The organism is Paraferrimonas sp. SM1919 (assembly GCF_010993985.1).
Taxonomy (GTDB): Bacteria; Pseudomonadota; Gammaproteobacteria; order Enterobacterales; family Shewanellaceae; genus SM1919.
Genome location: NZ_WINH01000012.1, coordinates 46,685 through 71,933, shown reverse-complemented (window position 1 = coordinate 71,933; position 25,249 = coordinate 46,685). Strand labels below are relative to the sequence as shown.

General features: G+C 41.9%; 23 protein-coding genes and 1 other RNA gene. 12 read left to right on the top strand and 12 right to left on the bottom strand.

What is annotated here, in order from left to right; genetic code table 11:
* Window positions 1–4: 4 nt before the first annotated feature.
* From GFB48_RS08965 to dinG, 8 genes are all read right to left on the bottom strand, one after another.
* Complete coding sequence (locus tag GFB48_RS08965) at window positions 5–649, bottom strand: 1-acyl-sn-glycerol-3-phosphate acyltransferase (protein ID WP_163934191.1); 645 nt, start codon at window positions 647–649, stop codon at window positions 5–7.
* 73 nt (window positions 650–722) lie between these two features.
* A complete protein-coding gene (locus GFB48_RS08960) occupies window positions 723–1,337 on the bottom strand; it encodes a hypothetical protein (RefSeq protein WP_163934189.1) in 615 nt (204 codons plus the stop codon).
* Between the two features lie 12 nt (window positions 1,338–1,349).
* On the bottom strand, window positions 1,350–1,697 hold the full coding sequence (locus GFB48_RS08955; protein ID WP_163934186.1) for a DUF2750 domain-containing protein: 348 nt from the start codon (window positions 1,695–1,697) through the stop codon (window positions 1,350–1,352).
* Between the two features lie 25 nt (window positions 1,698–1,722).
* Window positions 1,723–2,271, bottom strand: a complete 549-nt coding sequence (gene yfcE / locus GFB48_RS08950; protein WP_163934183.1) for a phosphodiesterase — start codon at window positions 2,269–2,271, stop codon at window positions 1,723–1,725.
* 59 nt (window positions 2,272–2,330) lie between these two features.
* A complete protein-coding gene (locus GFB48_RS08945) occupies window positions 2,331–2,861 on the bottom strand; it encodes a DUF2057 family protein (RefSeq protein ID WP_163934180.1) in 531 nt (176 codons plus the stop codon).
* On the bottom strand, window positions 2,858–3,508 hold the full coding sequence (locus GFB48_RS08940; RefSeq protein ID WP_163934177.1) for a primosomal replication protein: 651 nt from the start codon (window positions 3,506–3,508) through the stop codon (window positions 2,858–2,860). Before GFB48_RS08940 ends, GFB48_RS08945 begins: the two co-directional genes overlap by 4 nt.
* The gene (locus GFB48_RS08935) at window positions 3,509–4,294 is read right to left on the bottom strand and encodes a TSUP family transporter (protein WP_205597707.1); all 786 of its coding nucleotides are present in this window, start codon (window positions 4,292–4,294) and stop codon (window positions 3,509–3,511) included.
* Window positions 4,294–6,372, bottom strand: a complete 2,079-nt coding sequence (gene dinG / locus GFB48_RS08930; RefSeq protein WP_163934171.1) for an ATP-dependent DNA helicase DinG — start codon at window positions 6,370–6,372, stop codon at window positions 4,294–4,296. Before dinG ends, GFB48_RS08935 begins: the two co-directional genes overlap by 1 nt.
* Before the next feature lie 89 nt (window positions 6,373–6,461).
* On the opposite strand from dinG, the gene GFB48_RS08925 reads away from it, so the two are divergent.
* The 9 genes from GFB48_RS08925 (at window position 6,462) to GFB48_RS08885 (ending at window position 17,469) form a co-directional block, all read left to right on the top strand.
* Window positions 6,462–8,774, top strand: a complete 2,313-nt coding sequence (locus GFB48_RS08925; RefSeq protein ID WP_163934169.1) for a DNA polymerase II — start codon at window positions 6,462–6,464, stop codon at window positions 8,772–8,774.
* Window positions 8,775–8,993: 219 nt separating this feature from the next.
* Window positions 8,994–10,151 carry a porin gene (locus GFB48_RS08920; protein ID WP_163934166.1) on the top strand — a complete coding sequence of 386 codons (1,158 nt, stop codon included), beginning with the start codon at window positions 8,994–8,996 and terminating at the stop codon, window positions 10,149–10,151.
* 488 nt (window positions 10,152–10,639) lie between these two features.
* Window positions 10,640–11,422 carry a DUF3450 domain-containing protein gene (locus tag GFB48_RS08915; RefSeq protein ID WP_163934163.1) on the top strand — a complete coding sequence of 261 codons (783 nt, stop codon included), beginning with the start codon at window positions 10,640–10,642 and terminating at the stop codon, window positions 11,420–11,422.
* Window positions 11,422–12,771: a MotA/TolQ/ExbB proton channel family protein gene (locus GFB48_RS08910; protein WP_163934161.1), complete on the top strand. Its 1,350-nt coding sequence runs from the start codon at window positions 11,422–11,424 to the stop codon at window positions 12,769–12,771. Before GFB48_RS08915 ends, GFB48_RS08910 begins: the two co-directional genes overlap by 1 nt.
* A complete protein-coding gene (locus GFB48_RS08905) occupies window positions 12,771–13,301 on the top strand; it encodes a MotA/TolQ/ExbB proton channel family protein (protein WP_163934158.1) in 531 nt (176 codons plus the stop codon). The genes GFB48_RS08910 and GFB48_RS08905 overlap by 1 nt, the downstream gene beginning before the upstream one ends.
* A gap of 11 nt (window positions 13,302–13,312) precedes the next feature.
* A complete protein-coding gene (locus GFB48_RS08900) occupies window positions 13,313–13,717 on the top strand; it encodes a biopolymer transporter ExbD (RefSeq protein ID WP_163934156.1) in 405 nt (134 codons plus the stop codon).
* Window positions 13,718–13,720: 3 nt separating this feature from the next.
* Window positions 13,721–14,335: an energy transducer TonB gene (locus GFB48_RS08895; RefSeq protein WP_163934153.1), complete on the top strand. Its 615-nt coding sequence runs from the start codon at window positions 13,721–13,723 to the stop codon at window positions 14,333–14,335.
* 3 nt (window positions 14,336–14,338) lie between these two features.
* Complete coding sequence (locus GFB48_RS08890) at window positions 14,339–15,595, top strand: lipopolysaccharide assembly protein LapB (protein WP_163934151.1); 1,257 nt, start codon at window positions 14,339–14,341, stop codon at window positions 15,593–15,595.
* Between the two features lie 98 nt (window positions 15,596–15,693).
* Window positions 15,694–17,469 carry a DUF885 family protein gene (locus tag GFB48_RS08885; protein WP_163934148.1) on the top strand — a complete coding sequence of 592 codons (1,776 nt, stop codon included), beginning with the start codon at window positions 15,694–15,696 and terminating at the stop codon, window positions 17,467–17,469.
* Between the two features lie 587 nt (window positions 17,470–18,056).
* Here GFB48_RS08885 and GFB48_RS08880 read toward each other — a convergent pair.
* Together GFB48_RS08880 and GFB48_RS08875 are read right to left on the bottom strand one after the other, a co-directional pair.
* Window positions 18,057–18,467 (bottom strand): polymer-forming cytoskeletal protein, encoded by a 411-nt coding sequence (locus tag GFB48_RS08880; RefSeq protein WP_163934145.1) that lies wholly within the window; start codon window positions 18,465–18,467, stop codon window positions 18,057–18,059.
* Between the two features lie 135 nt (window positions 18,468–18,602).
* The gene (locus GFB48_RS08875) at window positions 18,603–18,911 is read right to left on the bottom strand and encodes a ComEA family DNA-binding protein (protein ID WP_163934142.1); all 309 of its coding nucleotides are present in this window, start codon (window positions 18,909–18,911) and stop codon (window positions 18,603–18,605) included.
* A gap of 203 nt (window positions 18,912–19,114) precedes the next feature.
* Here GFB48_RS08875 and ffs point away from each other — a divergent pair.
* Window positions 19,115–19,211, top strand: an RNA gene (gene ffs / locus GFB48_RS08870) — signal recognition particle sRNA small type.
* A 317-nt stretch (window positions 19,212–19,528) separates the two neighbouring features.
* Complete coding sequence (locus GFB48_RS08865) at window positions 19,529–20,665, top strand: tetratricopeptide repeat protein (protein ID WP_163934139.1); 1,137 nt, start codon at window positions 19,529–19,531, stop codon at window positions 20,663–20,665.
* 56 nt (window positions 20,666–20,721) lie between these two features.
* Here the strand turns inward: GFB48_RS08865 and GFB48_RS08860 are convergent, their stop codons facing one another.
* Both GFB48_RS08860 and GFB48_RS08855 read right to left on the bottom strand, forming a co-directional pair.
* On the bottom strand, window positions 20,722–21,645 hold the full coding sequence (locus GFB48_RS08860; protein WP_163934137.1) for a manganese-dependent inorganic pyrophosphatase: 924 nt from the start codon (window positions 21,643–21,645) through the stop codon (window positions 20,722–20,724).
* A 126-nt stretch (window positions 21,646–21,771) separates the two neighbouring features.
* Window positions 21,772–22,731 carry a class 1 fructose-bisphosphatase gene (locus GFB48_RS08855; protein WP_163934133.1) on the bottom strand — a complete coding sequence of 320 codons (960 nt, stop codon included), beginning with the start codon at window positions 22,729–22,731 and terminating at the stop codon, window positions 21,772–21,774.
* Window positions 22,732–22,854: 123 nt separating this feature from the next.
* Between GFB48_RS08855 and GFB48_RS08850 the strand changes: the two genes are divergently transcribed.
* The gene (locus tag GFB48_RS08850) at window positions 22,855–25,110 is read left to right on the top strand and encodes a S9 family peptidase (protein WP_205597706.1); all 2,256 of its coding nucleotides are present in this window, start codon (window positions 22,855–22,857) and stop codon (window positions 25,108–25,110) included.
* The last annotated feature ends 139 nt before the right edge of the window (window positions 25,111–25,249 follow it).

The window sequence follows — 25,249 nt, the reverse complement described above, 5'->3', positions numbered from 1 at the left end:
TTTTTTATCTTAATTTAAGGCTATCAAGGTAATTTTGCTTTCTTGTTAGTAAGTCTTCACAAATGGCTTGAGCGCTGTCTTTGTAGCTTTCAAATTTTGCTAAATACTCATCAACATTAATGATTTCAACCTTACCGTAGCTTTTTTTGAAGAATTTTGGCCAGTACTTTCCTCTCGGAAGGATATGCCTAAAGCCGCCACTGTAGTACAGCAGCATATTTTTTCCTTTAAAAGCTTGTAACACATCATAAATGCCTCTGCGCATGGTCATAGGTTTGCCATGCTTATCGACTCCGCCGCGGCGAGCCATTCTCCCTTCTGGGAAGAAAATCATAATGTCTTGCTCTTCAATAGCATTCATAAAACCATGCCAGCTATGGTCGCGGCGGCGACTTATAGGTAGGATCTTAGGGCCAATTAAACGGATCAGTTTGCCTATTGGACGAGTAGCCGTTTCAGCTGCAATAGGGATGATAAGCTTTTGAGCTAATTGCTTTAATGCTCGATTTGGTAAAATCCCAGCTAGGATCACTTCAATGAAGCTGGAATGATTTAAAAACACCGCAAGGTGAGTGTTATTATCGAAATTAATTTCTTTTCCGGGGTGTTTCACCTCAATCGGAAAAAACAATTTTTGAATATATTTCAAAAAAAGTAACAACCAGTATCTAAAAATCATAATCACAGCGAGCAAGGGTATTTACTTCCTAACATAGCGCTTTTTATAATTCTTGCAATACTTGTTGTTTCATTTCATTAGTAGACATAAGGTGAATACTGGCAAGTCGAATGCTGAAACCAAATTGCTGCTGTCCAACTTTGTTAATGATTTTTTTAACAAAGCTTTTATCTAAATGCCGAGCTCTACAGTAATGTTCGATAGCATCACTAAGGGATGGATAACTTACGCCATCAAATTGAAACGTTGGTGGTTGTTGATGGTCTAATTCAACGCCATCTATGGCAAGCTTCCAACCTTGATAGTTAACCCTAGACTTGGCAATTTCATACATTTTCCAACCGCTGATTCTGAAGCCTTCGAGAGCCTTTCCTTCGAATTCGCAATCCCTTAGCTCTTGTTCAGTCCAGTTGACACCTATTGCTAGGTGCCTTTGGTAGCGTTTGATTAAGGCTTTTTTAATGTACCTTTGCTGATCCCACAAAGATACCCGAGTCGTTTTATGAGATATGTTAATGCACTCGCCACAGCCCGGAACGGCCAGCATAGGATGGCTGCCATCAATTGCTGCTGGCAACTCAATAACATGCTTTTTAGGTTCGCCACAGAACCAACAGTCGTGGCGAAATTGAAAAGGAATATCGATACAGGTGGGCATTAATGAACAATATTAGTCGCTTTCTTGTTCAGCAAAGGCTTTAGCCAGTTCAATAGGATCATATTCTGGACATTCGCCATCAAGTTGCCATTGCACTCCAACAAGCACCCCATCGTCGTTTAAATCGCTGACCCAGAACTCAAGGAATTGTTCTAAATCAATACTCACAGGGCTGTATTCTGACCATTCATCGGTGCAATGACTTGCCGCTTGCTGCTCTGAATCCCAAAGAGGCATAACATCTGTATCTTCATATTCACTGGAATCACAAACTAAAAAGCCATCACCATTTTTTTCTGCAAGTCCCCACAGTAATTGGTTATCGATGACGGCATTGATGAATTGTGTGTTTATGCTCATGGAGGAATTCCTTAAAGGTAAGCAATTAATTTAATGTATGTTGCCATAGGGTTTGCCCTTTATTCAGGGTGATTAAAGTGCAACTGTGATCATCTATTATTCCCGCACTTGCAGGTAACCCATTTCTAGGTAAGGCGGCAGAACCAGGATTAAAATGCCAATAATTTTGTAAAGGCTCCATTACTGGAATATGACTGTGACCACTGCATAGTATATCCTGATTATTCAGCTTTGGAGGCTTTTTTGGACCAATATCATGGCCATGGGTTAAATAAAGTCTCCTGTGGCCGATGAGTAGGTGGTTATAGGGTGCCAGAATATCGAAATCCAGCAATTGCTGGTCTACCTCAGAATCGCAGTTTCCCTTTACGGCAATAATATGATGGCTAAGTGGGTTAAGAATCGAAGCAAGCCTTAATGGGTCATAGCCCTCGGGTATTGGATTGCGTGGGCCATGGTTAACAAGATCACCTAATAATACCAGATATTCACATCTATGATACTCAAATTGATTAATGATTTTTTGGGCAGCGGTAGCACTTCCATGTAGATCGGATGCAATTAGTAGTTTCATGGTGCAATCTTGTAGCTAAAATCTCTTATAAGATTAGGAATACACCCCAATAAGTGCAACTATTTTGCTTGTAAGTATTTATTCTTAAATTGTTGTTTGGTTTTTGGTGAGGCTTGTTGCCACCAATATTCGAGCATTTGTCGGGCCAAATCATCATTGCCAAGCTTAAGTTGAGCTGATGTGGATACCTGAGGTGCTTGATTTGATACCACAAAAGCAATGGCCTCTTTGCCAGGTTTCACTAGTGTAACTTGTGGGTTGAGGGCATATTTTTTGGGGTCCACATTGATCAGCTTACCTGCGGCCAAAAGTTGGTAATGGCTTAAACCATCATGGTTGAAGTGCAAGTAGAAAGGCTTCGATGTTATTATTTCTGTCGAATCTGTAATATCATCTTCTATGATATCTTGATATGTTAAGGCAATAATTTGCGGTCCTTTTTGCAACGCTAATCTATCTTTGTGGCTGAAGTTGCTCGTCGCAATTGGGGTGCCATTAATGCTCTGAAATCTGAATTCATAGGGAATAGTCAGACTTCCTGCAAGGGCGTGACAACTCATTAGCATCAGTCCAAGTAGCCATTTTTTCATCTGTATTTACCTTCAATTCGGTAGATGTTTTGTTGTAAATAATCCATTGCTTTACGACATTGCCCAATGCGTTTATGGGTTTGTAAGATGTCCTGTTGTAATTTTATTTTTTGGTCATCCCGACAAAAATCAAGGGTTCTTTGTTGTTCTTTTGCTTTGTCTTCGAGTTTTTCTAACCAATGTTGATGTTTCGCTAACTCTTGATGCATGGAATGGCTCGACTGCATTACGGTCGCTGCAATCCAATGATAAGGATTGTTAGAATGATGGGCAGCCACTTTAGCTTGATAACTTTTGCGTTTGGAATTGCGACTATAAATTTGATTTTTGATATCAAGCTTAGTTGTGACTAGAGCCGTTGATAAGGCTTTAAATTTATCTTCTATTTGCCCCATTAAAGATAAGGCAAGCGGCCCCGTAGTGCCCCTATTTAGTAACCTTTCTAAGCGCTTGATATCCCCTTCAATTTGTTTAATGCAAGGGCCTAACTTGGCACCATGTTGCTCAAATAAGCTGTGGTTAAAGCGACTGTGATTAGCAAGTAATTTTGCGCTGTCTTCATTTAGAGCGGCATCATGGTTCAGAGCTTGTTGTTCAAGTTGTTTTAATTGCTGATACAGCCTGTCGATAGCGTTTTGTTTCATCATTTAAAGCCATGCTTCCGATGCGAGTTGTAATGACAGTATCACGACCATGGTAATGAAGATAGGGCGAATAAATTTGCTACCAAAGCGAATTGCAAAGCGAGCCCCAAAAAAAGCGCCAACCATGATACATAAGCCCATGGTTAAGCCGAGGGCCCAATTAACTTTGCCTAGATAGATGAATACTATCAGGGAAGTAAAGTTACTTACAAAATTCATCGAACGGGCAAGGCCACAACTTAATAATAAGTTTAATTTATAGAGCGCCATCGATGATGCGGTCCAAAATGCGCCGGTACCGGGACCGGCGAAGCCATCATAAAATCCCAAACTAAGGCCTTGTGTTATTTGTTTTATGGTTAAGCTTTTTCCCGCTACCGGTAACGTATGTTCTGATTCTTCTTGGCCACGGGTAAAAAAGGTGTAGATCGCGATTGATATGATCAGCAAGGGTAGAGCTTTTTCTAAAATTGTGGCATCAATAAAATTGACCATCAAAGTGCCAATACAAGCGCCGCTGAGGGTGGCATAAAAGCTCCACTGCCAAAACAGCGGGTTAAAGAGCTTTTTCTTGAAGTAGGCATAACTTGCAGTGGCGCTACCAAAAGTCGCGGCCAGTTTATTGGTTCCTAAAGTTAAATGTGGTGGTAAACCACAAGTTAACAAGGCCGGGATGGTCAATAATCCACCGCCACCAGCAATGGCATCAATGAAGCCTGCAACAAAGGCGATAACCGCTAATATTAACCAAGTTTGTGGTTCAAGAATAAATTCCAAAGAAATCTCCATTATTGGAAAAGGCGCCGATAAGGTGGCAAAGCGTTCAAAAGTGCACTGCCATAGCGACGAGTTAAAAGGCGTTTATCTAAAATAGTGATTTTGCCATAATCATCTTCGTTCCTTAGTAATCTGCCGCAACTTTGAATGAGTTTGCGGGATGCATCTGGAACCGTTAGTTGCATAAAAGGGTTACCCCCTTTAAATTTAATATATTCACTGTGAGCTTCTTCTACTGGTGAGGTAGGCACAGCAAAAGGCAGTTTTGTGATAATCAAATTTGTTAAATAATCCCCTGGTAAATCTAACCCTTCTGATAATGAACTGGTACCAAAAATCACACTGGGTTGATTGTTATCACAACGCTTTTTGTGCTGGGCAAGCAAGTGTTGTCTTGGGATTTCTCCTTGAATTAACAATGGCATTTCTAATTTGCCTCGAATGCCAGAGGCGACTTCTTCCATTTGTCGATAGGAAGAGAATAATACTAACGTGGCCTGCTCATCCTTTATAAGGTTCGGTAATAATTTGATCAGCTCCTTTGTAAAGTCGGCAACATTGCTTGGTTCAAATTGCATTTTAGGGATAACTAAAGCAGCATTATTTTGGAAATCGAAAGGCGAAGCTAAGGCTAAGTATTGACTGCCATCATTTTGTTTAATTCCAACTTGATGACAAAAATGATCAAATTTACCGAGCGCCCTTAAAGTCGCACTGCACAGCACCACCCCTGCGGCCTTGCTCCACAGCATATCTTCTAATAAAAAACCTACCTCAATTGGCGAGGCGCTTGCAAGGTATTCCATATTCTTGGTATTTGTACTTTTGTCTAGCCAACGGGCGTAGGGGGCAGCATGGGGATGGTCTTCACGATTATACATTTTCCAGAGCTTATTAAGATTTTCCACTCTTTGTAAAATATAGCCATTCTCAGCTAACAAGGGTTCGGCTAGATGGTTTGCTAATTCATCATCTTTAACCGCCTCAGTGATCATAGACTGGATTTTAGTTAAGTGTTTTAAGCAATGGTTGGAAGTTGTGGTTAGGTTTTCAACTAAAATGGTTAAACTGTCAGGTACCACACCATGGGGAAATCGAAAACGCTGTTCTTCGTTATTAAAGAGTTCGCCACTCATGTCGCAATAGCTAAATAATTGCATCATATATTGACTGAGCTCATTGGCATCATCAATCAAACCTTGGCATGGGGCAATAATTTTGTCAGTAGGTACCGTGTTTTGGACTTTTACTATGGTTTTGTCGAGTTTAGCCAACCAGTCGCTGGTGGCCTTTAAGCTGGTGCTGGCACTGGAATAATTACGGACAACATCGGGTAAGTGATGGGCCTCATCCAGCACGTAATACATAGATTCAGGTTCTGGCAGAATAATGCCGCCCCCCAGGTCTAAATCTGCTAATAACAAGCTGTGGTTGACCACCAACACATCCCAACTGTCCATTAAATCACGCGCTTTATGGAAAGGGCAATGACGATGGGATGGATTTTGTCTTTGGCAACTGTGCTTATCACTGGCGATTTGCTCCCATAAGTGTTCATTGATGGGCTCTTTTAGACTGTCGATATCGCCATCCCATTGTTGCGATTTGTAGTCTTTGTAGAGTTGCTGCAGCTGCTCAACTTGTGCGCTATCTGGTTTGCTTTGCCACAGTGCGGCTTGCATACCATCTTGTTCTCCTAGCATCATTTCAAGTTTTGATAAACACACATATCGTTGGCGACCTTTAACTAATCCGTATTTAAAGTCTTTTTCGCAATATTCTTGTACTAATGGTAAATCTTTATTTACTAATTGCTCTTGCAGCGCTACCGTGGCAGTTGAAATGCAAACGGTTTTACCTTGATTGAGGGCTAGTGGGATGGTGCCAAGGAGGTAAGCAAAAGACTTACCAATACCGGTGGCAGCTTCAATCGTTATTAGCCGCCTCTGGCGGTCATATTCCCCTGCAAGGGTTTTCGAAATTTGTGCAACCATGTAATTTTGTTCACGGCGGGAACGAAAATTAGGTAAGTTTTTAGCAATTGCCTGATACAGGGTGCGTATTTCGGTTTTCACTTTTTCATCAAGCATGGGTACACTCTTATCCACTGGCAATCGTATTTTGGCAAGTTAGCTGTAAATAATAACAGTGCTTTGGAAAATACCCTAGAAGCAATTTTATGAATAACATAATTGAACAGTTTAAGGGGGTGTTATTAACCCGCGAGCTATACTCTGATGGCGAACAGCAGCGTATTGATTATTGGCTTAAAACTGAAATCGGACCGAGGAAGGTCAGCTTACCCAAGGCTAAATGGAGTTGCTTTTGCCCGACACATAAATTGCCGTTACTAGAACAAAATGCCAAGTTCACGCTGAGTAATAAACAACTGGCTTTATCCACTTTTGAAGGGGTTGAGGTCACCGCAGTCCATTTTGATAATCAAATCACAATGCAGCAAGCTCAGGATTATTGCGAAGCTAAAGGTTTTGAGCTGTATGAAACTCAGACTCGACCCCAGCATAGGTTTTTGCAAGAGCGATTTATTCGTTTTGGTATGGAAGTTAGGGTTAACCATCAAGAACCCGAACAATTAATACAGGCTAGAAGCGCATTGATTGATATACCGCTAAAGGTGTTAAGTCTTGATATCGAGTGCAGTGGTAAAGGGCAATTGTTTTCTATCGGTTTGGTGACTCACGAGCAGCGATTGTGTTTGATGATTGGTGCTGGTGAAGACACTGCAACAATCACTTATGTCGAAGATGAAGTAAGTTTGCTGTTGGCCTTTGTTGATCAAATCGCACGCATCGATCCTGATGTGATCATCGGGTGGGCAGTGATCAATTTTGATTTAAGTCTACTTTATCGCCGGGCAGCACTTTATCGGATGGAGTTAAACATAGGCAGGGGGTTTACACCATTAAGATGGAAGGTCAAAGACGTATATAAATTTGATACTTTAGTGCTGCCGGGACGGGTGGTATTAGACGGCATTGAATGGATCAGAGCAGCCTATTACCAATTTCCCAGGTATTCTTTAGAAGTCGTTGCCCAGCAATTATTAGGAAGGGGCAAGGCCACAGATGATGTTGATAATAGATTAGCTAAAATTGAGTGGCAATTTGAGCATGATAAACCTGCTTTGGCCTTTTATAACTTGCAAGATTGTCAGTTAGTGTTAGATATATTTGCCAAGACCCAATTACTTGAATTTGCGATTGAGCGAGCCAAGCTTACTGGATTAGAGTTGGGCAGAAGTGGCGCTTCGGTGGCGGCATTTGAAAACCTATATTTACCTAGAATGCACCGCTTAGGGTTTGTCGCGCCAAATTTTCCCAAGGTACCTTTAGGTGTGAGCCCCGGTGGCTTTGTCATGAATTCGATTCCGGGACGCTATCAGAATATTTTGGTGCTCGATTATAAGTCGCTATACCCTTCGATTATTCGTACCTTCTTAATTGATCCCAGAGGCAGGGCGCTGGCTAAGCTGGATCCTAAAGAGAGTGATGTCGATGGTATGTTAGGGACTAAATTCAGCCGTGATAATCCAATATTGCCCGATATTATCCGCTCCTTGGCCGAGTCCCGCGAGCAGGCAAAAAAAGAACAAGATCAGCCGTTATCCCAAGCCATTAAAATTATTATGAATTCGATGTATGGCATCCTGGGGTCAAAGGTGTGCCGCTTTCATCATCCGCAGCTGGCTTCCAGTATAACCATGCGTGGTCATCAAATCATGAAGCAAACCAAAGTATGGCTTGAGGAGCTTGGCCATACGGTGATTTATGGCGACACTGATTCAACCTTTGTGTTACCGAAGGCTGAATATCAAGGGAGCTACCAAGCACTAGGCAGTGAGTTAGTTCAACATATTAATGCTAAGTGGCATCAGTATTGTCAGCAATTACAGTTACAAAGCTTTTTAGAGTTAGAGTTTGAAAGTCACTACCATCATTTTTTCATGCCCACCCTCAGGGGATCAGATGTTGGCTCTAAGAAGAGGTATGTGGGGGCGGTGATGGTACAAGATGAGCTGCAATTAACATTTAAAGGGATGGAGAGCGTGCGATCAGATTGGAGTGATTTAGCAAAAACTTTGCAGCCTAAAGTTTATAAAAAATGGTTTGAGAATAAAGCCATTAAGGAACTGCTCAGTAATTTGATAGAACAACTGTGGCAGGGGAAGCTGGATAAGCAATTAGTCTTTGAAAAGAGATTAAAGCAACCGATAGAAGATTATAAAGCCAACGCACCTCATGTACAGGCCGCTCGAATTTTGCAAAATCATTTAAAAAAGCCACTAGCGAGAGGTAAAAGCATTCGCTATTTGATGACGCTGGCGGGGGCTCAACCAATAGAATGCCTGAGCAGCCCTATAGATTATTACTATTATCAGCAAAAACAGGTGTTACCAATAGTCGAGCCAATTTTGGAGCAGCAGGGAATTAACTTTAGTGATCTAGTCTCCAGACAAGATACTTTTTTGTGATGCACTTCAAATTGAAAAAAACAATAATGTGATATTAGGTGTTATTGTTCCTGATGATAAGTAAATGCAATATTGCCTTTGCTGCTTAAATGTTAACCTTTGGTGATGTTGTTGGTGTTAATTGCTGGGATTTAATCAATGCTTCTAGTCACCCGAAAATGCCTTTGATAGGCTTGCCTTAACTGAAATTAAGTCAAGTCAAACAACTTAGGTTTTACGATGAAAAAGACATTATTAGCAACAGCGTTAACCGCTGCAGTCGCTGCACCAAGTGTTAGCGCAATTGAACTATACAATGACGGCAAAGATACCATGAGTGTTGGTGGTTGGTTAGACGCACGCGTTGTTAACCATGGCGGTGACACTGAAGTTGTTAACGGTGCTTCTCGTATTAACTTTGCTTTCAATCGTGATATGGGTAACGGCTGGAACAGCTTCATGAAATTTGAATGGGGTGTGAATCCAGTTGGTGAGTCAAAGCTTATTTATAATGCTGACTCAAAATTTCAAGCTCAGTCAGGCAAGGGCCAATTTATGCATAATCGCTTAGGTTATGTTGGTATTGGTAATGAAGATTTAGGCAGCATTAGCATCGGTAAACAATGGTCGGTATGGTATGACGTAGTGGGCAATACCAACATTCACCATGTTTGGGATGGCAACACTTCTGGTACTTACACCTTCCACAGTGATGGTGGTGTAAACGGTACAGGTCGTGCAGACAATGCGATTCAGTACCGCAACAGTTTCGGTGATTTTGATATCGCACTGCAAGGTCAATTCAAGAAACAAGAAGTTGAGCTGAAAAACATTACTTCTACTGATGGTTCAGTGAATAAAGTTCGTTTCAACGGTACAGTTGGTTTCTCTTCTAAGTATCAAGTGAATGATGACTTAAAGATTTTAGTCGGTGCCAACACTGGTAAATTTGAAGGTGTTATTAAAGGCCAAGCTGTTGAAGAGACAGATTATATCTACGGTGCAAGCTTTACCTATGGTGGCAACTGGGATGAACAAGGTTCTTACCTTTCTGTAAACGTTAACCAACAGCAAAACCATGACGTGGATAACGCTGGCTACCTAATTAGAGATGCTTGGGGTCTAGAATCGCTTGCGGGTTATACTTTCCAGAACAATATCCGTTTAATGGCAAGCTACAATATTCTTGATGGTCAATCAGATGTTGCAGGAATTAACCACAATTTTAAGCGTCAATTTATGACCGCTGGCATTCACTACATCTGGGGTAAAACCACAATGTACTTTGAAGTGCGCAAAGATCTGAGTGAATTCTCAGGCGCTGATCAAAATTGGGTAGAGTTGATGAAGCAAGGCGAGCGTGACGGTCTAGGCTTTGGTGTTCGTTACTACATCTAGAAGAAAAGTTAATTTAAAGCGCCTTAGGGCGCTTTTTTTTTGGTTAAATCATTAAAAATATAGTTTTATGGGGCTATCCTTTTATGGGGCTGCCTTTACAAGTAAGTGTGTTTTGAGTTTGTTAATTTTTTGCTGGGTTTTAGCAAAAAAAATGAAAAACCAAGTAAACAGGCTGTTTGCGGCTTGGTGTGTAGCTGATCAAGGTTTGTTAATGGTTTGTTATGGGGATTTGTGGAAAGATGGTATTTTGCTCGTTTGCTTAATTAATGCTCGAAACCTTTGTCAAACTGGCTGTTAATCTTTGTGATCGAGTTGACACTTTACTTGTTTCTGTGGAATTATGCCCATCGGGTCTACTTATGTAAAAGTGAGTAGAGAGAGGGGAATATAAAATCAACAAACGTTAATAGGAGTTGGCTTTAATTTTCTACCTCGCAAGAGGCTAAAAGTTAGCCCCTATTAATAAAACACATTTTTGGTTGGGAATTATGTCCAAGTTAAGTTCAAAAACTAAATTAGCAAGTGCACTGGTTGGTGCCTTAGCTTTTGCTGGTAGCGTAAATGCTACAGAACTAGGTGGCTTACAAAACTCAGTAACAAAAACTCATGTTGCTGCAGAAAAGTCACAAGTTAAAATCAACAAGTACTTCGATCAAACTCAAGACTTGTTATTTCAATACAATCAGACAGAAGATACTCGTGAGTCGCTAAAAGGCTACAACGATTACCTTGCTGCTCAAGTTGCTGACCAAGAAGCTGAGATGGCGTTAATCCAAAAAGATATCGACTACGTTGACACTCTTCGTCAAGCGGTTGTGCCTTTAATGGATGATATGGTTAGCGCACTAGATAAATTCGTTGCTTTGGATCTACCTTTCAACGCTGAAACTCGTGCTAACCGTGTTCAAAACCTTCAAGACATTCGAGGTAAAGCAGATATTTCTCTTGCAGAAAAATTCCGTCTTATCTTTGATGCTTACAGCATTGAAACTGACTATGGTCGTTCAATTGGTGCTTACGCTGGTACCCTAGACGTAGATGGTAGCGGTAAGGGTGCTTTAGTTGACTTCTTCCGTCTAGGCCGTGTTGCGCTGTTCGCACAAAGCCAAGACCAAAAACAAGCTTGGATGTACGACGCAGACTCTAAGACTTGGAGCGAGTTAGATGAGCAATACCTACGTGAATTAACCAAAGGTATTCGTATCGCACGTAAACAGGGCGCCAATGACCTGTTCTCATTACCAATCCCTGCAGCGGAGAGTGCACAATAATGAAAAAGTTAATCACTTCTGTATTAGTTGCAGCAGCCTTTGGCTTATCAGCAGGCGCTCAAGCACAAACTTCTGGCTCTCTTGATGGCCTTCTAAAAGAAGTAAAACAATTAAACAGTGCAGGTGCTAAAGTTAATAAGCAACGTGAAGCTGAATTCCGCGCCGACATGAACAAGCAAAACGCACTGCTTAGCAAGGCTAAAAAAGCACTAGCTGACGAGCAAGCTCGTGGCGAACGTTTAAAGAAAGCCATCATTGATAACGAGCAAAAAATTGCTCAGTTAATTGAGCAACGTAAAATTGCCCAAGGTGACTTAGGCGAGATGTTTGGTGTTGTTAAGCAATACACTGGCGATTTAGCTGGTCACCTAATGGGTTCAAACATCTCTGCACAGTTCCCTAACCGTCATCAGTTTGTGACTGAATTAGGTCTGTCAAAAGAGCTACCACGTATCGAGCAACTTCGTAAGTTCTGGGAAACTTACCTATTTGAAATGGCTCAGTCTGCTAAAGTTGTTAAGTTTAACGCTGAAGTGACGGGTGCTGACGGTCAAAAACGTGAAACCGAAGTTTCACGTATTGGTCCTTTCAACCTTGTTGCTGACGGTGAATACGTAGTTTGGGATGACGAATTAAGTATTATTAAAGAGCTTATCCAGCCTGAAAGCCGTAAAGTTGAACCAATTGCTGATTGGCAAGCGACCACCGAAGGCTTCGCACCTTTCTATGTTGACCCATCATCAGGCGTACTACTAAGAGTATTCACTCAACGTGCGACTTTAGAAGAGCGTATTGAAAAGGGTGGCCCAGTTGGTCAAATTATCATATGGTTGCTAGGCATCGGCTTTGCGATTGCAATCTGGAGACTTGTAGTATTAACTTTAGTTAATTCAAAAGTTAAAGCTCAAATGAAAGACGTGGCTAACCCTAAAGCGGATAACGCCCTAGGTCGTATCCTTAAGGCTTACCACGACAACAAGTCTGCTGATGTTGAAACCATTGAGCTGAAACTGGACGAAGCAATTCTGAAAGAAACCCCTACAATTGAGTCTTGGATTTCTATTCTGAAAGTGATGGCGGCTATCGCGCCTATGCTAGGTCTACTTGGTACGGTAACGGGTATGATTGAAACCTTCCAATCTATTCAGCTATTCGGTACCGGTGACCCTAAACTGATGGCTGGCGGTATTTCTATGGCACTTGTGACTACTGTACTTGGTCTGGTTGCAGCGTTACCATTGATGTTAATGCACGCGATTGTTTCTACTATCTCTAAGTCTATTGTTCAAACTCTTGAAGAGCAAAGCGCAGGTCTAGTGGCAGCACACGCTGAGAAGAGGAACGGCTAATGATGATTTTCCTGATGGATTTATGGGATTCCGTCAGGGGCTTCATCGCCACTGGGGGCGATGTGCTCCTATTGGTTGCCTTTGTTTTGTTCCTAATGTGGACATTGATGTTAGAGCGTTATTTCTTCTTGAACAATGTGTTCCCGAAATTACGCGATGACATGATTGCGAACTGGAATAGCCGAGAAGAAACGACTTCTTGGCATGCGCATCGGATCCGTGAAGCCTGGATTTCCCAAGCAAAGCAACAATTGAACGCGCGTATGTTAATCGTTAAAACCTTAGTAGCTATTTGTCCGATGATCGGTCTATTAGGTACGGTAACCGGTATGATTAACGTATTTGATGTGATGTCAGTGCAGGGTACGAGTAACGCTCGTCTCATGGCCGCTGGTATCTCAACAGCAACTATGCCTACTATGGCAGGTATGGTTGCGGCATTATCTGGTGTATTTTTCAGCACCCGTTTAGATGCGCGTTTAAAAATCAGTATTGAAAAGCTAACTGATAGCTTGGCACATAAAGAATAGAGAGAACGACTATGGCACGTAAGAAGCATTCAAGCGTGGAAGAAGAAGCTCAAATCGATATGACTCCGATGCTTGACATCGTATTCATTATGTTGATTTTCTTCATCGTAACAACGTCATTTGTTAAGCCATCAGGTTTGGATGTAAACAAACCAAAAGCTTCACAATCGACGCAAAAGAAATCAGCTAACATCTTTATTGGTGTAAGCGCATCAGGCGTAATCCAAATGGAAAACCGCCAAGTAGATATCGAGCGTGTAGGTGCAAACGTTGAGCGTATGCTTGCAGAAGCACCAGAAGCAGCGGTACTTATCCAAGCTGACAAAGAAGCCAAGCACGGCATCATTGTTAAAATTATGGATCAAGTTAAGCAAGCTGGTATCGACAAAATTTCTGTTGAAGCAGATAAGGACTAAATTATGTTGAGATCACTGCTATCCCTAATACTAGGTGGCTTAGTGACCTTTGCATTATTTGTCTTCATGGCCTTCCTGATCAGTGGTGGACCCACTCGTCAGGAAGAAGCCAGCGAAACTCCTGTTATCGAAATTACGATGGACAGGGATGATGCAAAGGCTGAGCGTAAGGCACGTCGCGTGCCACCGCCACCGCCACCACCAACGCCGCCACCAACACAAGATACTCCGCCACCTGAGCCGAGTTCAAATGTTGATGCAGGTATGAGCTTTAACATGGGTGCGGTAAATGCCGGTGGTGTTGGAACTGACTTCAGTTCTAAAGGCTTTATGATGCAAGACGGTGATGCAACCCCGATTGTACGTATTGAACCACGCTACCCGACTAAAGCGGCTCGTGATGGCAAAGAAGGTTGGGTACAACTTTCATTTACCATTAACGAACTAGGTGGAGTAGAAGACGTTAAAGTGATTAAGGCTGAGCCTAAGCGTCTGTTTGACCGTGAAGCTATTCGTGCTCTTCGTAAGTGGAAGTACAAGCCAAAAATGGAAAACGGTAAAGCACTACGTCAACCTGGTATGACGGTACAGTTAGACTTTAAATTGGATGGGAACTAAACAATGGTAAAAGCAAGAAGTATCGCTGCGGCCTTACTGCTTGGCTTAGTTGCAGGAGCGGCATCTACGCCAGCTCTAGCCGCCAAGAAAGGTGAATGTCCGATTGATAAGCGTAAATCAAAAGCTGTTGGTGAGCGCGCCGGTAAGAAAGTTCAAAAAGCTTTCGAACTATACGGTGAAGAAAAGACTGACGAAGCTTTACAAGTTTTATTAGATGCCGATCCATCTAATGACTTTGATAAAGCTTACGTGAATCGTTTCATTGCTAACCTTTACGCTGAAAAAGGTAATAACGATGCCGCTGTTAAACATGTTGGCATGGCGGTAAAGGCTGACATACTTGGCGGTTCAGACCATGCTGGCGCTGTGCGTTTGTATGCTGACTTGCTAATGCAAGGCAAAAAATACGCACAAGCAGTGCCACAATACCAAGAGTGGATGCGTTTTACCTGTAAAGAAGATGCTGATGTGTACTTCCGTATTGCGGTAGCGCATGTTGAGCTAAAGCAATACCGTGAAGCAATTAAAGCGACAAATAACTCAATTAAAACGGCTGAAGAAGTTAAGAAAGGCCCTTACCAGCTAAAACTAACTTCTTACTATAACCTTAAAGAGTACCGTAACTCGATTAAGGTGCTAGAAGAAATGGTAGTACTGTTTCCTGAGGAAGCCAACTTTTGGATTCAGCTTGCACAGTTCTACCTATTGGTTGAAGACTCTAAAAAGTCTCTAGCAACTTATGAGTTAGCGTATTCTAAAGGCTTTTTAGAAAGCGAAGGTCACCTGCGTCGTTTATCTCAATTACTTTCTCAGTTCGGTAATCATTACCGTGCGGGTAAGCTTTGGGAAAAACATATGCAACAAGGTAAAATTGAGAAAACCGAGCGTCACTATAAAGAGCTTGCTCAATTCTTCCAACGTTCTAAAGACGTCGCGACAGCAGCTAAGTACTTTGGTAAAGCAGCAGACTTCGAAAAAGATGCTGAGCTATACATGAAGCAAGGTAACATGCTGATGTTGGCTCAAAAGGAAAAAGCAGCAATCTCAGTATTTAAAAATGCCCTTAATGCGGGCATGGATAATCCTGGTGAAGCTCACTTCCAGCTAGCTTTGGCAAATCTTGCTTTAGGTAATTTGAAAACAGCTAATGCTGAAATTCAAAAAGCTAAAAAAGACAAGAAAACCAAGAAGTATGCAACTAGCTACGAGAACTACATCAAAGAAAAAGCACGTTTACGCAACATAAACCTAGAGCTTTAATCTTTGATTTTTAAAAAGCCTCGCATTTGCGGGGCTTTTTTATGTGTTTTTATAACTGTTTAGTGGTGCCTAGACCCACATAAAATAGGTAAAATGAAATGATAAAACGTACCCTAACCATTGTGTTGGTAATTCAGGCACTTCTGGGCTGCAGTGATGATGCGAACACAGCGCTAAAAACGACCTCAAATTATCAGCAATTAGCCGATCACTATTTTAATCAATCGTTAGCTCTAGATCCGATCAGTGCGACTTATGTTGGTCGATCAGAATTTAATGGTAAATTTGGCCAGCCGTTAAGTGAAGCGTTTTTAAAACAACGACATCTTCTTAATAGTAATTTGCTCAAAGACCTCAAAGCAATCGATACCACAACACTAGACCAGCAGCAGCAAATTGGTCATGCGATGTTAAGTTATTCAGCTGATCAGGCTTTAGTTGCGGAAATGTTCCCTAGTTACATGATGCCGTTAAATCAGTTTTATAACTCAATTTTTACCATGGTGCAGCTTGCTCAGAATGGCAGTGCTCAGCCTTTTAATAGTGAACAAGACTATGTGAATTGGTTCAGTAGGGTAGAAGGTTTTATCCGCTGGTTAGCTGATGCTGAAGTAAGGATGCAACAAGGGATAGCAAATAAAGTTGTCCTGCCTAGGGTATTGGTTGAGCGAATGATCCCACAGCTAGAGGTACATCTAGTTGAAGATATTAATGACAGCTTATTTTATGCGCCATTAAATGTATTACCCAAAACATTGTCAGATAACCAAAAGCAGCAGTTAACCAAAGAATACCAACAGTTGTTAACTGATAAGTTAATCCCAGCATTGAGCAAATTTCACCACTTCATTGCTGGAGACTATTTAGCGGCAAGTCGCAATTCTGACGGTTATTGGGATTTACCAAATGGCCGTCAATGGTACCAGTACCTAGCTAATATGCACACCACCACAACGATGAGTGTTGAAGAAATTCACCTGCTAGGCTTGCAAGAAGTGGCGCGTATTCTTAAAGAAATGGACCAAGTGCGAGTGCAAGTTGGATTTAATGGCGATTTAAAAGCCTTTTTAGCACACTTGTCTTCTGATGAGCAGTTTTTCTTTGGATCTGAACAAGAATTAATTCAAGCCTATTTGGACAAAAAGAAAGATATTGATGCTGTCGTCGGTGACTATTTCTCGGTGATGCCGAAAGCTGAGTATGTAATAAAACCAGTGGAAGCCTACCGTCAAAAATCTGCTGCAGGCGCTTCATATATGTCTCCTGCGGTGGACGGTTCACGTCCAGGGGTGTTTTATATTAATACCTATAATCTCCAAGCCCAACCTAAATGGGGGGTAACGACCCTTTCTATTCATGAAGCAGCTCCGGGACACCACTTCCAAATCGCCATTAAACAAGAGCTTGAAAATGTGGCAGAATTTCAAAAGTTCTCTAGCTACACCGCGTTTAGTGAAGGCTGGGCCTTATATACTGAGCACTTGGGTATTGAAATGGGCTTGTTTAACGACCCGTATCAATATTTTGGTAAGCTATCTGATGAAATGCTGCGAGCGATGCGTCTTGTGGTCGACACCGGCCTTCATGCTAAAGGTTGGTCGAGGGAGCAAGCGATTGCTTATATGCTAGACAACTCGGCTATGGCTGAAACAGATGTAACCGCTGAAGTTGAGCGATATATGGCGATTCCAGGCCAAGCGTTAAGCTACAAAGTAGGGCAACTCAAAATCATCGAGCTTCGTCACCGTGCAGAAACAGCACTAGCAGAAAAATTTGATATTAAAGAGTTTCATGCACAGGTTCTGCTATCAGGGGCATTACCTATGCAAGTACTTGAAAGCAAGATTGATAATTGGATTGAACTGAAAAAATAACAACAGTAATCAATTCAAAATGCCACTCCATTGACAGAACATTGATCATTTAATAATTATGCAGTTCAGTTGATCGATGTGGTAGATGGTTACAATGCCCTTAAGCTTTTTGTTTAAGGGTATTTTTTTATGTTATTGCAGAAGTTAATTAACATTGATGATTTTGCTAATCCTGAGTCCCACTCTTTATTTCAAAAGGACCTCCGCTAGATTGGGTAACTATGCTTGGTCTAAAAACAACAAAGCCAGTGTGGCTGAGGAAAACGCCCTGCAGAGCAACTAGCATGCTTGATAGTTCGATTACTGATGCCTTAGATACACTTGATCTTAAGTTATCGGATCACTCGCTGAGACTATTGTCCCAAGGGTTATTGCTTAAAACAGCCTATTAGCAAGCAATTGATGGCAAACAGTTTATAACCCAAAAGATAGGGATAGGGAGCATCCCATGAGGGAGCGGGTGAAGCGCTATATAGGGTCATAAAACAAAAACGGCCCTAATCAAGGACCGTTGGTATTAGCAAATCTCGCTCTAAACCCCTGAAGTGATGGGTGTTAGCTCAGCGACATTTTTTAAACTTATTAGCTTATGCAGACTTTAGTTTAGGCTCTTCAGTGGCTTTTTTTTTGTCATCAGACTTTTTTAGGGTGTGCTCAAGAAGGGCTTGTGGCTCTTTAACACGACGACCAATAAATTGACCACCGTCGTAGATTTCCATATGTTCACAACATACTTCGCCTTCTACCGTTCCATGATTTAGGATCACTAAACGAGAGCAAGACAGGCTACCTTTAAAGTGACCAGATACCTTTACATCTTGACACTGCAGCTTGCCATCAAATAGACCTTGTTGGTCGATTTCAATATTAGCACTAGAGTTAAGTTCACCTTCTACGTGACCGCCAATTAAGGCTTCACCATGAAGGTCCATTTTACCGTTGATGTGGCAGCCAGGGGCAATAAATGTCAGTTGAGTAGATTTCTTCTTGGAAAACATGATTCCTTTCCTAATTCTTAAAGGGTTTTATTATTATAGACGACAGGGTTTAATAAAGATTAAGCTACCATGGCCTTGCTTAACAAGAGTTTACTCGGTTTGTCCATCCTTGGACAAGCCTAAAACAAAATTAAATTACAAAGTAATTAATGATTTGTTTTTCTTGATAAAGCTAGGTCCAATTCCTTTGACTTTAAGTAGTTGGTCAATGTTTTTAAATGGGCCATTTGCCTGTCGATACTCAATAATCCGCTTGGCTTTGTTTTGTCCAAGCCCTTTTAATTCCATAAGCTCGTTCACATCGGCCTTATTGATGTTGACCATTTTACTGACTTGATAAACGGCATCGGCAGAGGGTTCGGCTATGGCATTAGAGGGGGTGACAAATAAGCTTGCACTAATTAGAGGTAGAGCAAGAGTTAAGGTGTGTACTAGTTTTTTCATAATGCTATCCTTCTATGGACAATGAATGGAACTCAATTCCGAAATTTAGCCTAGTAGTAAAAATTAAACCTTGCAAGTTTTTAAATGTGATCAGTTTTTCACCGTACAGTGATCTTCAACCCAATTGGGTATTGCTTAACGACGGTAGTTTTAGGATAATGGTCAGGTTGCTTAGGTTCCCTAAGCAGTTCACTATGGTGGCCCTTTGGTCCCCTCGCAATAATAGTTCGTGAACCTGGTCAGGCCCGGAAGGGAGCAGCCACAGCGGGTGACTTATGTGCCGGGGTGCGGCTGAAGGGTTGCCACCAAATCCCTTAAAAATCTCCTTTATACGAAGTCCAATACGATACTTTTCCGATTTTTTTCAAGGATACTGGACAGACTTACGACTTTTTATAATCTCTGCAACAGCCCATTGATGTCACTCACAATCGATTTGGTTGTTGGCTCCCCCCCCCCTGAGTGCTTCGCTTTTAGGATGTCAGTTAATGACCTCACGATCTAGATTAATGGAATGATAATAATAACGGCCCCATAATTGCTGCTTAGCCCGTAATATGTTTAACTTTTGACCATTCACTGCTAGTCTTTAATTAGGTACTTTTTAAGAGGTGTCTATGAAGTTTGCATGGTTTTTCCCTTTAGTGCTATTTGCTATGAGCGGCTGCAGTTCTAAGGTGCAATTTGCGCCAACAGCTGTGCTACCTATGGCTGATAACTTATTTATCTCGCCTGTGGATATAACCGATCCTAAAGAGTTATTTGAACTTAGTAGTGAACAACAGGTTCAGCTTAATCAAACCCTTTCTAATAAACCTAAATTTATGAGTGTCCAACGTTGGTTGGCAAAGCAGTTATCCGTGGCCGAAGGTGGCTTCACTTATAAAGACCGTTACACCCAATTGCCCCACGATAGTTTTGATGAGCGCCTGGGTAATTGTATGTCCTTGACACTTGTTGCGGCGGCAATGGCAGAGAAAATGGGATTGGCTGTGACTTTTCAAAAGGTAGAAGTGCCACCCGTTTGGGATCTAGACTCGAATTATTTAATCATTAATGATCATATCAACCTTAAGGTGCATAAGAAGCATCAAAGTAACGTAATTGAGACTTCTAAAAAACAAGTCACTATCGACTTTATGCCAGAGAGGACTTTGACAGCGTTAAAGGTGCAGTCAATATCAAAAGACTATGTCATCGCCATGTATTACAACAATATGGCGGTAGAGAGCCTAATTGATGGCAATATTGATCAGAGCTATTGGCTGGTTAAAAAGGCATTAGAGCATAAGCATGATTATGAGGTGGCGATCAATACACTGGCTTTAGTATACCGTCGGGCCCAAAGGGATGACCTAGCCGAGCAAACTTATCTTTATGGCTTAGGATTAAATGCCGAGACTCAGACTTTAGTTAATAACTACGCAATTTTATTGGGCTCACAGGATAGGCTTGAGGAATGGGCTTATTTCCATAAGCAGCTGCATAAGTTCAATATGAATAATCCTTATTATTTTTATGCGCAAGCAGAGCGAGCTTATAGCCAAGGGAATTTTGATCTAGCCATCTATCAATATAATCAGGCGTTAACTAAAGCAAAATACCGCTATGAGTTTCATTTAGGGTTAGCCAAAAGTTATCGTCAACTCAAGCAAATGACCAAAGCACAACTCCACTATCAAAAAGCTGAGCAGTTATTGCCTGATGGGGTGGATATCTCGGCTAAGCGGTCATGGATAATGGCGAGTCGCTAATTAAAATAGCAACTACAAAAAAGGCCTGCATTTGCAGGCCCTAGTTAAAGCAATGATTAAGCTTCAAATACTTTTTGTAAGTTTGGTACGACTTGCTTCTTACGGCTTAGCACACCATCTAACCATACACGACCTTCTACAGAGGCTTTGCCGTAGGCTTGTTCTGTTAAGCTGTGGTTGTCAGAGATCACCAGTACTTCTGAACCTTCTTTCATGATATCAGTAAGTAATAGCATCATGGTGTGACGCTCACCTTCTGCTTTCATTGCCGCAATGTCGGCTTCTAGATCGGCTTTAATGTCGTCAAATACTGCCAGGTCAATCACTTCAAGTTGGCCAATACCCACTTTGCTGCCATTCATGTTGAAGTCTTTAAAGTCACGCATTACTAGGTCGCGCACTGGAGTACCTTCAACAGCAGATTTAACCTTGAACATTTCCATGCCTAGGGCTTTAAAGTCTTCAACGCCAGCAATTTCAGCCAAGGCTTCAACACACTTGATATCCGCAGTGGTACAAGTTGGTGACTTGAAGATAACCGTATCACTGAGAATTGCGCACATCATGATACCGGCAATGTTTTTTGGAATTTCAACATTGTGGAAGTCATACATCATCTTGATGATGGTGTTTGAACAGCCCACTGGGCGGATCCAACATTCCAGTGGCGTCGCGGTAGTTAGATCACCAAGTTTATGGTGATCCACAATACCTACAATAGTCGCTTCGCTGATATCGTCAGGGGCTTGAGTTAGCTCTGAGTGGTCAACAATGTAAACATCTTCGCCAGCGTAAGATTCTTTAAACTCTGGTGCTTCAAAGCCAAACTTTTCTAGGATAAATGCCGTCTCAGGAGAAACGTCACCTAGACGAGCAGGAGTAGCAGGCTCACCAATTTGGTTTTTTAGGTAAGAAAGAGCAATGGCACCACAAATAGAATCTGAATCAGGGATCTTATGTCCAACAACGTACATTGACATTGATTTTTATCTCCAAAAAATAATTGTCGCTATTGTAGCAAAGGAAATGACTGTTTTAAACTTGAGCGCTCACGAAAAAGGCTAATGAAAATAGCATTAGCCTTTAAGGATGCACTTAATTTGACGTTAATTATGATACTTTAAACAAGTCTGAACTTCGTTTTTAGAACCTAGAATCACCGCTACACGCTGGTGAATATCATTCGGTTGAATGTCTAAAATATTCTCATAACCGGTAGAAGCGATGCCACCGGCTTGCTCAACTAACCAGGCCATTGGATTGGCTTCATACATTAAGCGTAATTTATAAGGCTTGGCTGGGTTCTTGGTATCGGTCGGGTACATGAAAATTCCCCCACGGCTAAGCACTCGGTGAACATCACCCACCATGGCCGCAATCCAACGCATATTAAAGTTTCTATCACGCTTACCTGTGGTGCCCGCCACTAGGTCGGCGATATAGGCCTGCATGGCAGGCTGCCAAAAGCGTTGATTAGACATGTTAATGGCAAACTCACTGGTGTCAGCAGGAATACTCATGGCTTCATTGATAAGTACATAGTCATTAATGCTCGGATCTAGCAGTAACAACTGCACCCCTTCACCTGTGGTTAGCGCCATCAATGTGGATGGGCCATACAGCATATAGCCCGCGGCCACCTGATTACGGCCAGATTGTAAAAAGCTCTCTTTAGTCAGCTCTCCATCGCTTGCCGGTAGTACAGAAAAAATGGTGCCAACTAATGAGTTAATGTCGATATTAGAAGAGCCATCTAGGGGGTCAAAACTTACTAGGTACTGGCCGTTGCTGTTGCTGGCCACCACATCGTCTTCTTCTTCTGAAGCGATGCCTTTTACATATTGGCAGTTGGCTAATGCAGCTTTGATTTGCTCATTAGAAACAATATCTAATTGTTTCTGAGTTTCACCTTGTACATTTTCACTGCTAGCATTACCCATAATACCGATAAGAGGGCCGTGTTGTAAGGATTGGCTAATGGTCTTAGAAACCTCTGCCAATGATTGAATGACAGCAGCAAGCTCTTGGTTGGCTTGTTTTTTTAATATATCGCTGAGTAAAGTCATGTTCATTCCTCGAAAAACCTATGGCTTATAATACCTAAAAATGCCTGAAATTACTTAAAACCTTGGTATTAACTTTCTTCATAGTGCAAAATAGTTACATAATTATAATGATAAGGTTACATCATGAATCGACTCTCTTTTGTCACCACTGCGATGGCTGTTACGCTCGCACTTGCAGGCTGCACGGAACAACAATCTGAAAAAAATGATCCAGCAACAACCACTGCAACCATAGCCCAAGAATTAACTGTTGAGCGTTTATATGACTCGCCATCGTTTTCAGGTAAAGCCCCTGTTGGAGTAAAGCTATCTCCTGATGGCAACATTTTAACTTTGCGTAAAGGCCGAGATGACGACCAATTTCGTTACGACCTTTGGCAGCTTGATATGCAAAGTGGTGAGCAATCTCTACTGTTAAGTGCAGATCAATTAGTTGAAAAAGAACTATCAGACGAAGAAAAAGCCCGCCGTGAACGCATGCGTGTCTATGGTTCAGGCATTATGAGCTATGCCTGGGGCACAGACTCTAAGGCGTTGCTTATCCCATCAGCAGGTAGCCTGTATTATTACACCCTTGGCAGTGAACAGGCGCGTCAGCTTAATACTGGCGATGGCTTTGTGACGGATCCTAAGTTATCTCCTAAAGGTAATTATGTCTCCTATGTAAAGGCGCAGAACCTTTATGTTTATGATCTAAAGGCAGATAAAGAAATTCAACTGACCTTTGACGGTCAAGGTCCAATTAAAAATGCCATGAGTGAATTTGTTGCTCAGGAAGAAATGGATCGCATGACAGGCTACTGGTGGTCGCCAACCGAAGAGCACATTGCTTTTTTACAGGTCGATGAAACTCCGGTAGAGCTGGTAACCCGCAACGAAATTTATGCCGATGGCATTAAGTTAGTGGATCAACGCTACCCTTATGCAGGCACAGCTAACGTCGATATTAAGTTAGCCATTACCGATCTAAAGGGCAAGCGTACTTGGATAGACCTAGGGGACGAGCGTGATATTTATATTCCTAGAGTTGATTGGCAGGCGAAGGGTGAAGACCTGACTTACCAATGGCAGGACCGACCGCAACATACCATTGAGCTGCGTAATTACAATTTAGCTTCAAAACAGCAGCAGGTGCTATTAACCGAAAGCGATGATGTGTGGTTAAACCTGCACCATAACCTAAAGTTTTTAAAGCAATCCGCCCAATTTATTTGGACCTCAGAGCGCTCTGGTTTCAGTCACTTATACCTATACAACAACGATGGTTCTTTAGCTAAGCAACTGACTAAGGGCGATTGGCAGGTTGATAAACTGGTAAGCATCAACGAAACAGCCGGTAAAGTTTACTTCAGCGGTCGTAAAACCGATGTGTTAGAAGTGCATTTGTATGAGCTGGATTTAGCCACAGATCAAATCAAACAAATTTCTAAACGTGCGGGCACTCACTCGGTGAGTTTTGCTAATGCGGGCAATGTCTATATTGATCGCTTCTCAAGTGATATGCAGCCACCCCAGGTGAGTGTGCATGATGCTGCCACTGGCGATAACCTGCAGTGGATTGAGCAAAACCAAATTGATGAAAACCACCCATTGTCGCCTTACTTTGGTTACTTCCAACGTGCCCAATATGGCGAGCTCACAGCAGAGGATGGCAAAGCCCTTAAGTACCGTTTATTTAAACCGCACAACTTTGATGAAAGCAAACAGTACCCGGTGATTGTGCGGGTTTATGGTGGCCCACACGCGCAGCTAGTGGCGAATCGCTGGTCAAGCCATGACTACTTTACCCAGTACTTATTACAACAGGGATACCTGGTATTCCAGCTAGATAACCGTGGCAGTGCCAATCGTGGTACCGCATTTGAACAAGTGATCTATAAGCACTTAGGTGAAATTGAGCTGCAGGATCAAATTGTCGGGGCTAAGTACCTTCAAAGTTTACCTTATGTTGATGGCGACAATATTGGCATTTATGGTCACAGTTATGGTGGTTATATGTCGATTATGGCGTCCTTTAAGGCAGGAGACACCTTTAAGGCTGCTGTCGCTGGGGCGCCGGTAACCGATTGGGCACTGTATGATACCCATTACACAGAGCGCTATTTAGGCCATCCGCTGACGAATGCTAAGGGCTACGAGTTAAGCTCAGTCTTCCCATACGCGAAAGACTACCAAGGCGGCTTATTTATTTACCATGGCATGGCCGATGACAACGTGCTGTTTACCAACGCTACTAAGTTATATAAGACGCTGCAAGACCAAGGGAGTTTATTTACCGCTATGGATTACCCAGGCTCGAAACATTCGATGCGGGGTAATAAAGTTCGCACCCATATGTATCGCACGATTACTGCGTTCTTCGATGAAAAATTAAAATAATTAACAATAAGTGTTATTGCCCCTTTAGCCTGATGGTTAAAGGGGCTTTTTTATGCATGGGTCAAAATTTGTTTCATAAATGATACGGGATAAATAAACAATAGCTGTTTGTTTGATATTTGAAACAAAAGTCTTTGTT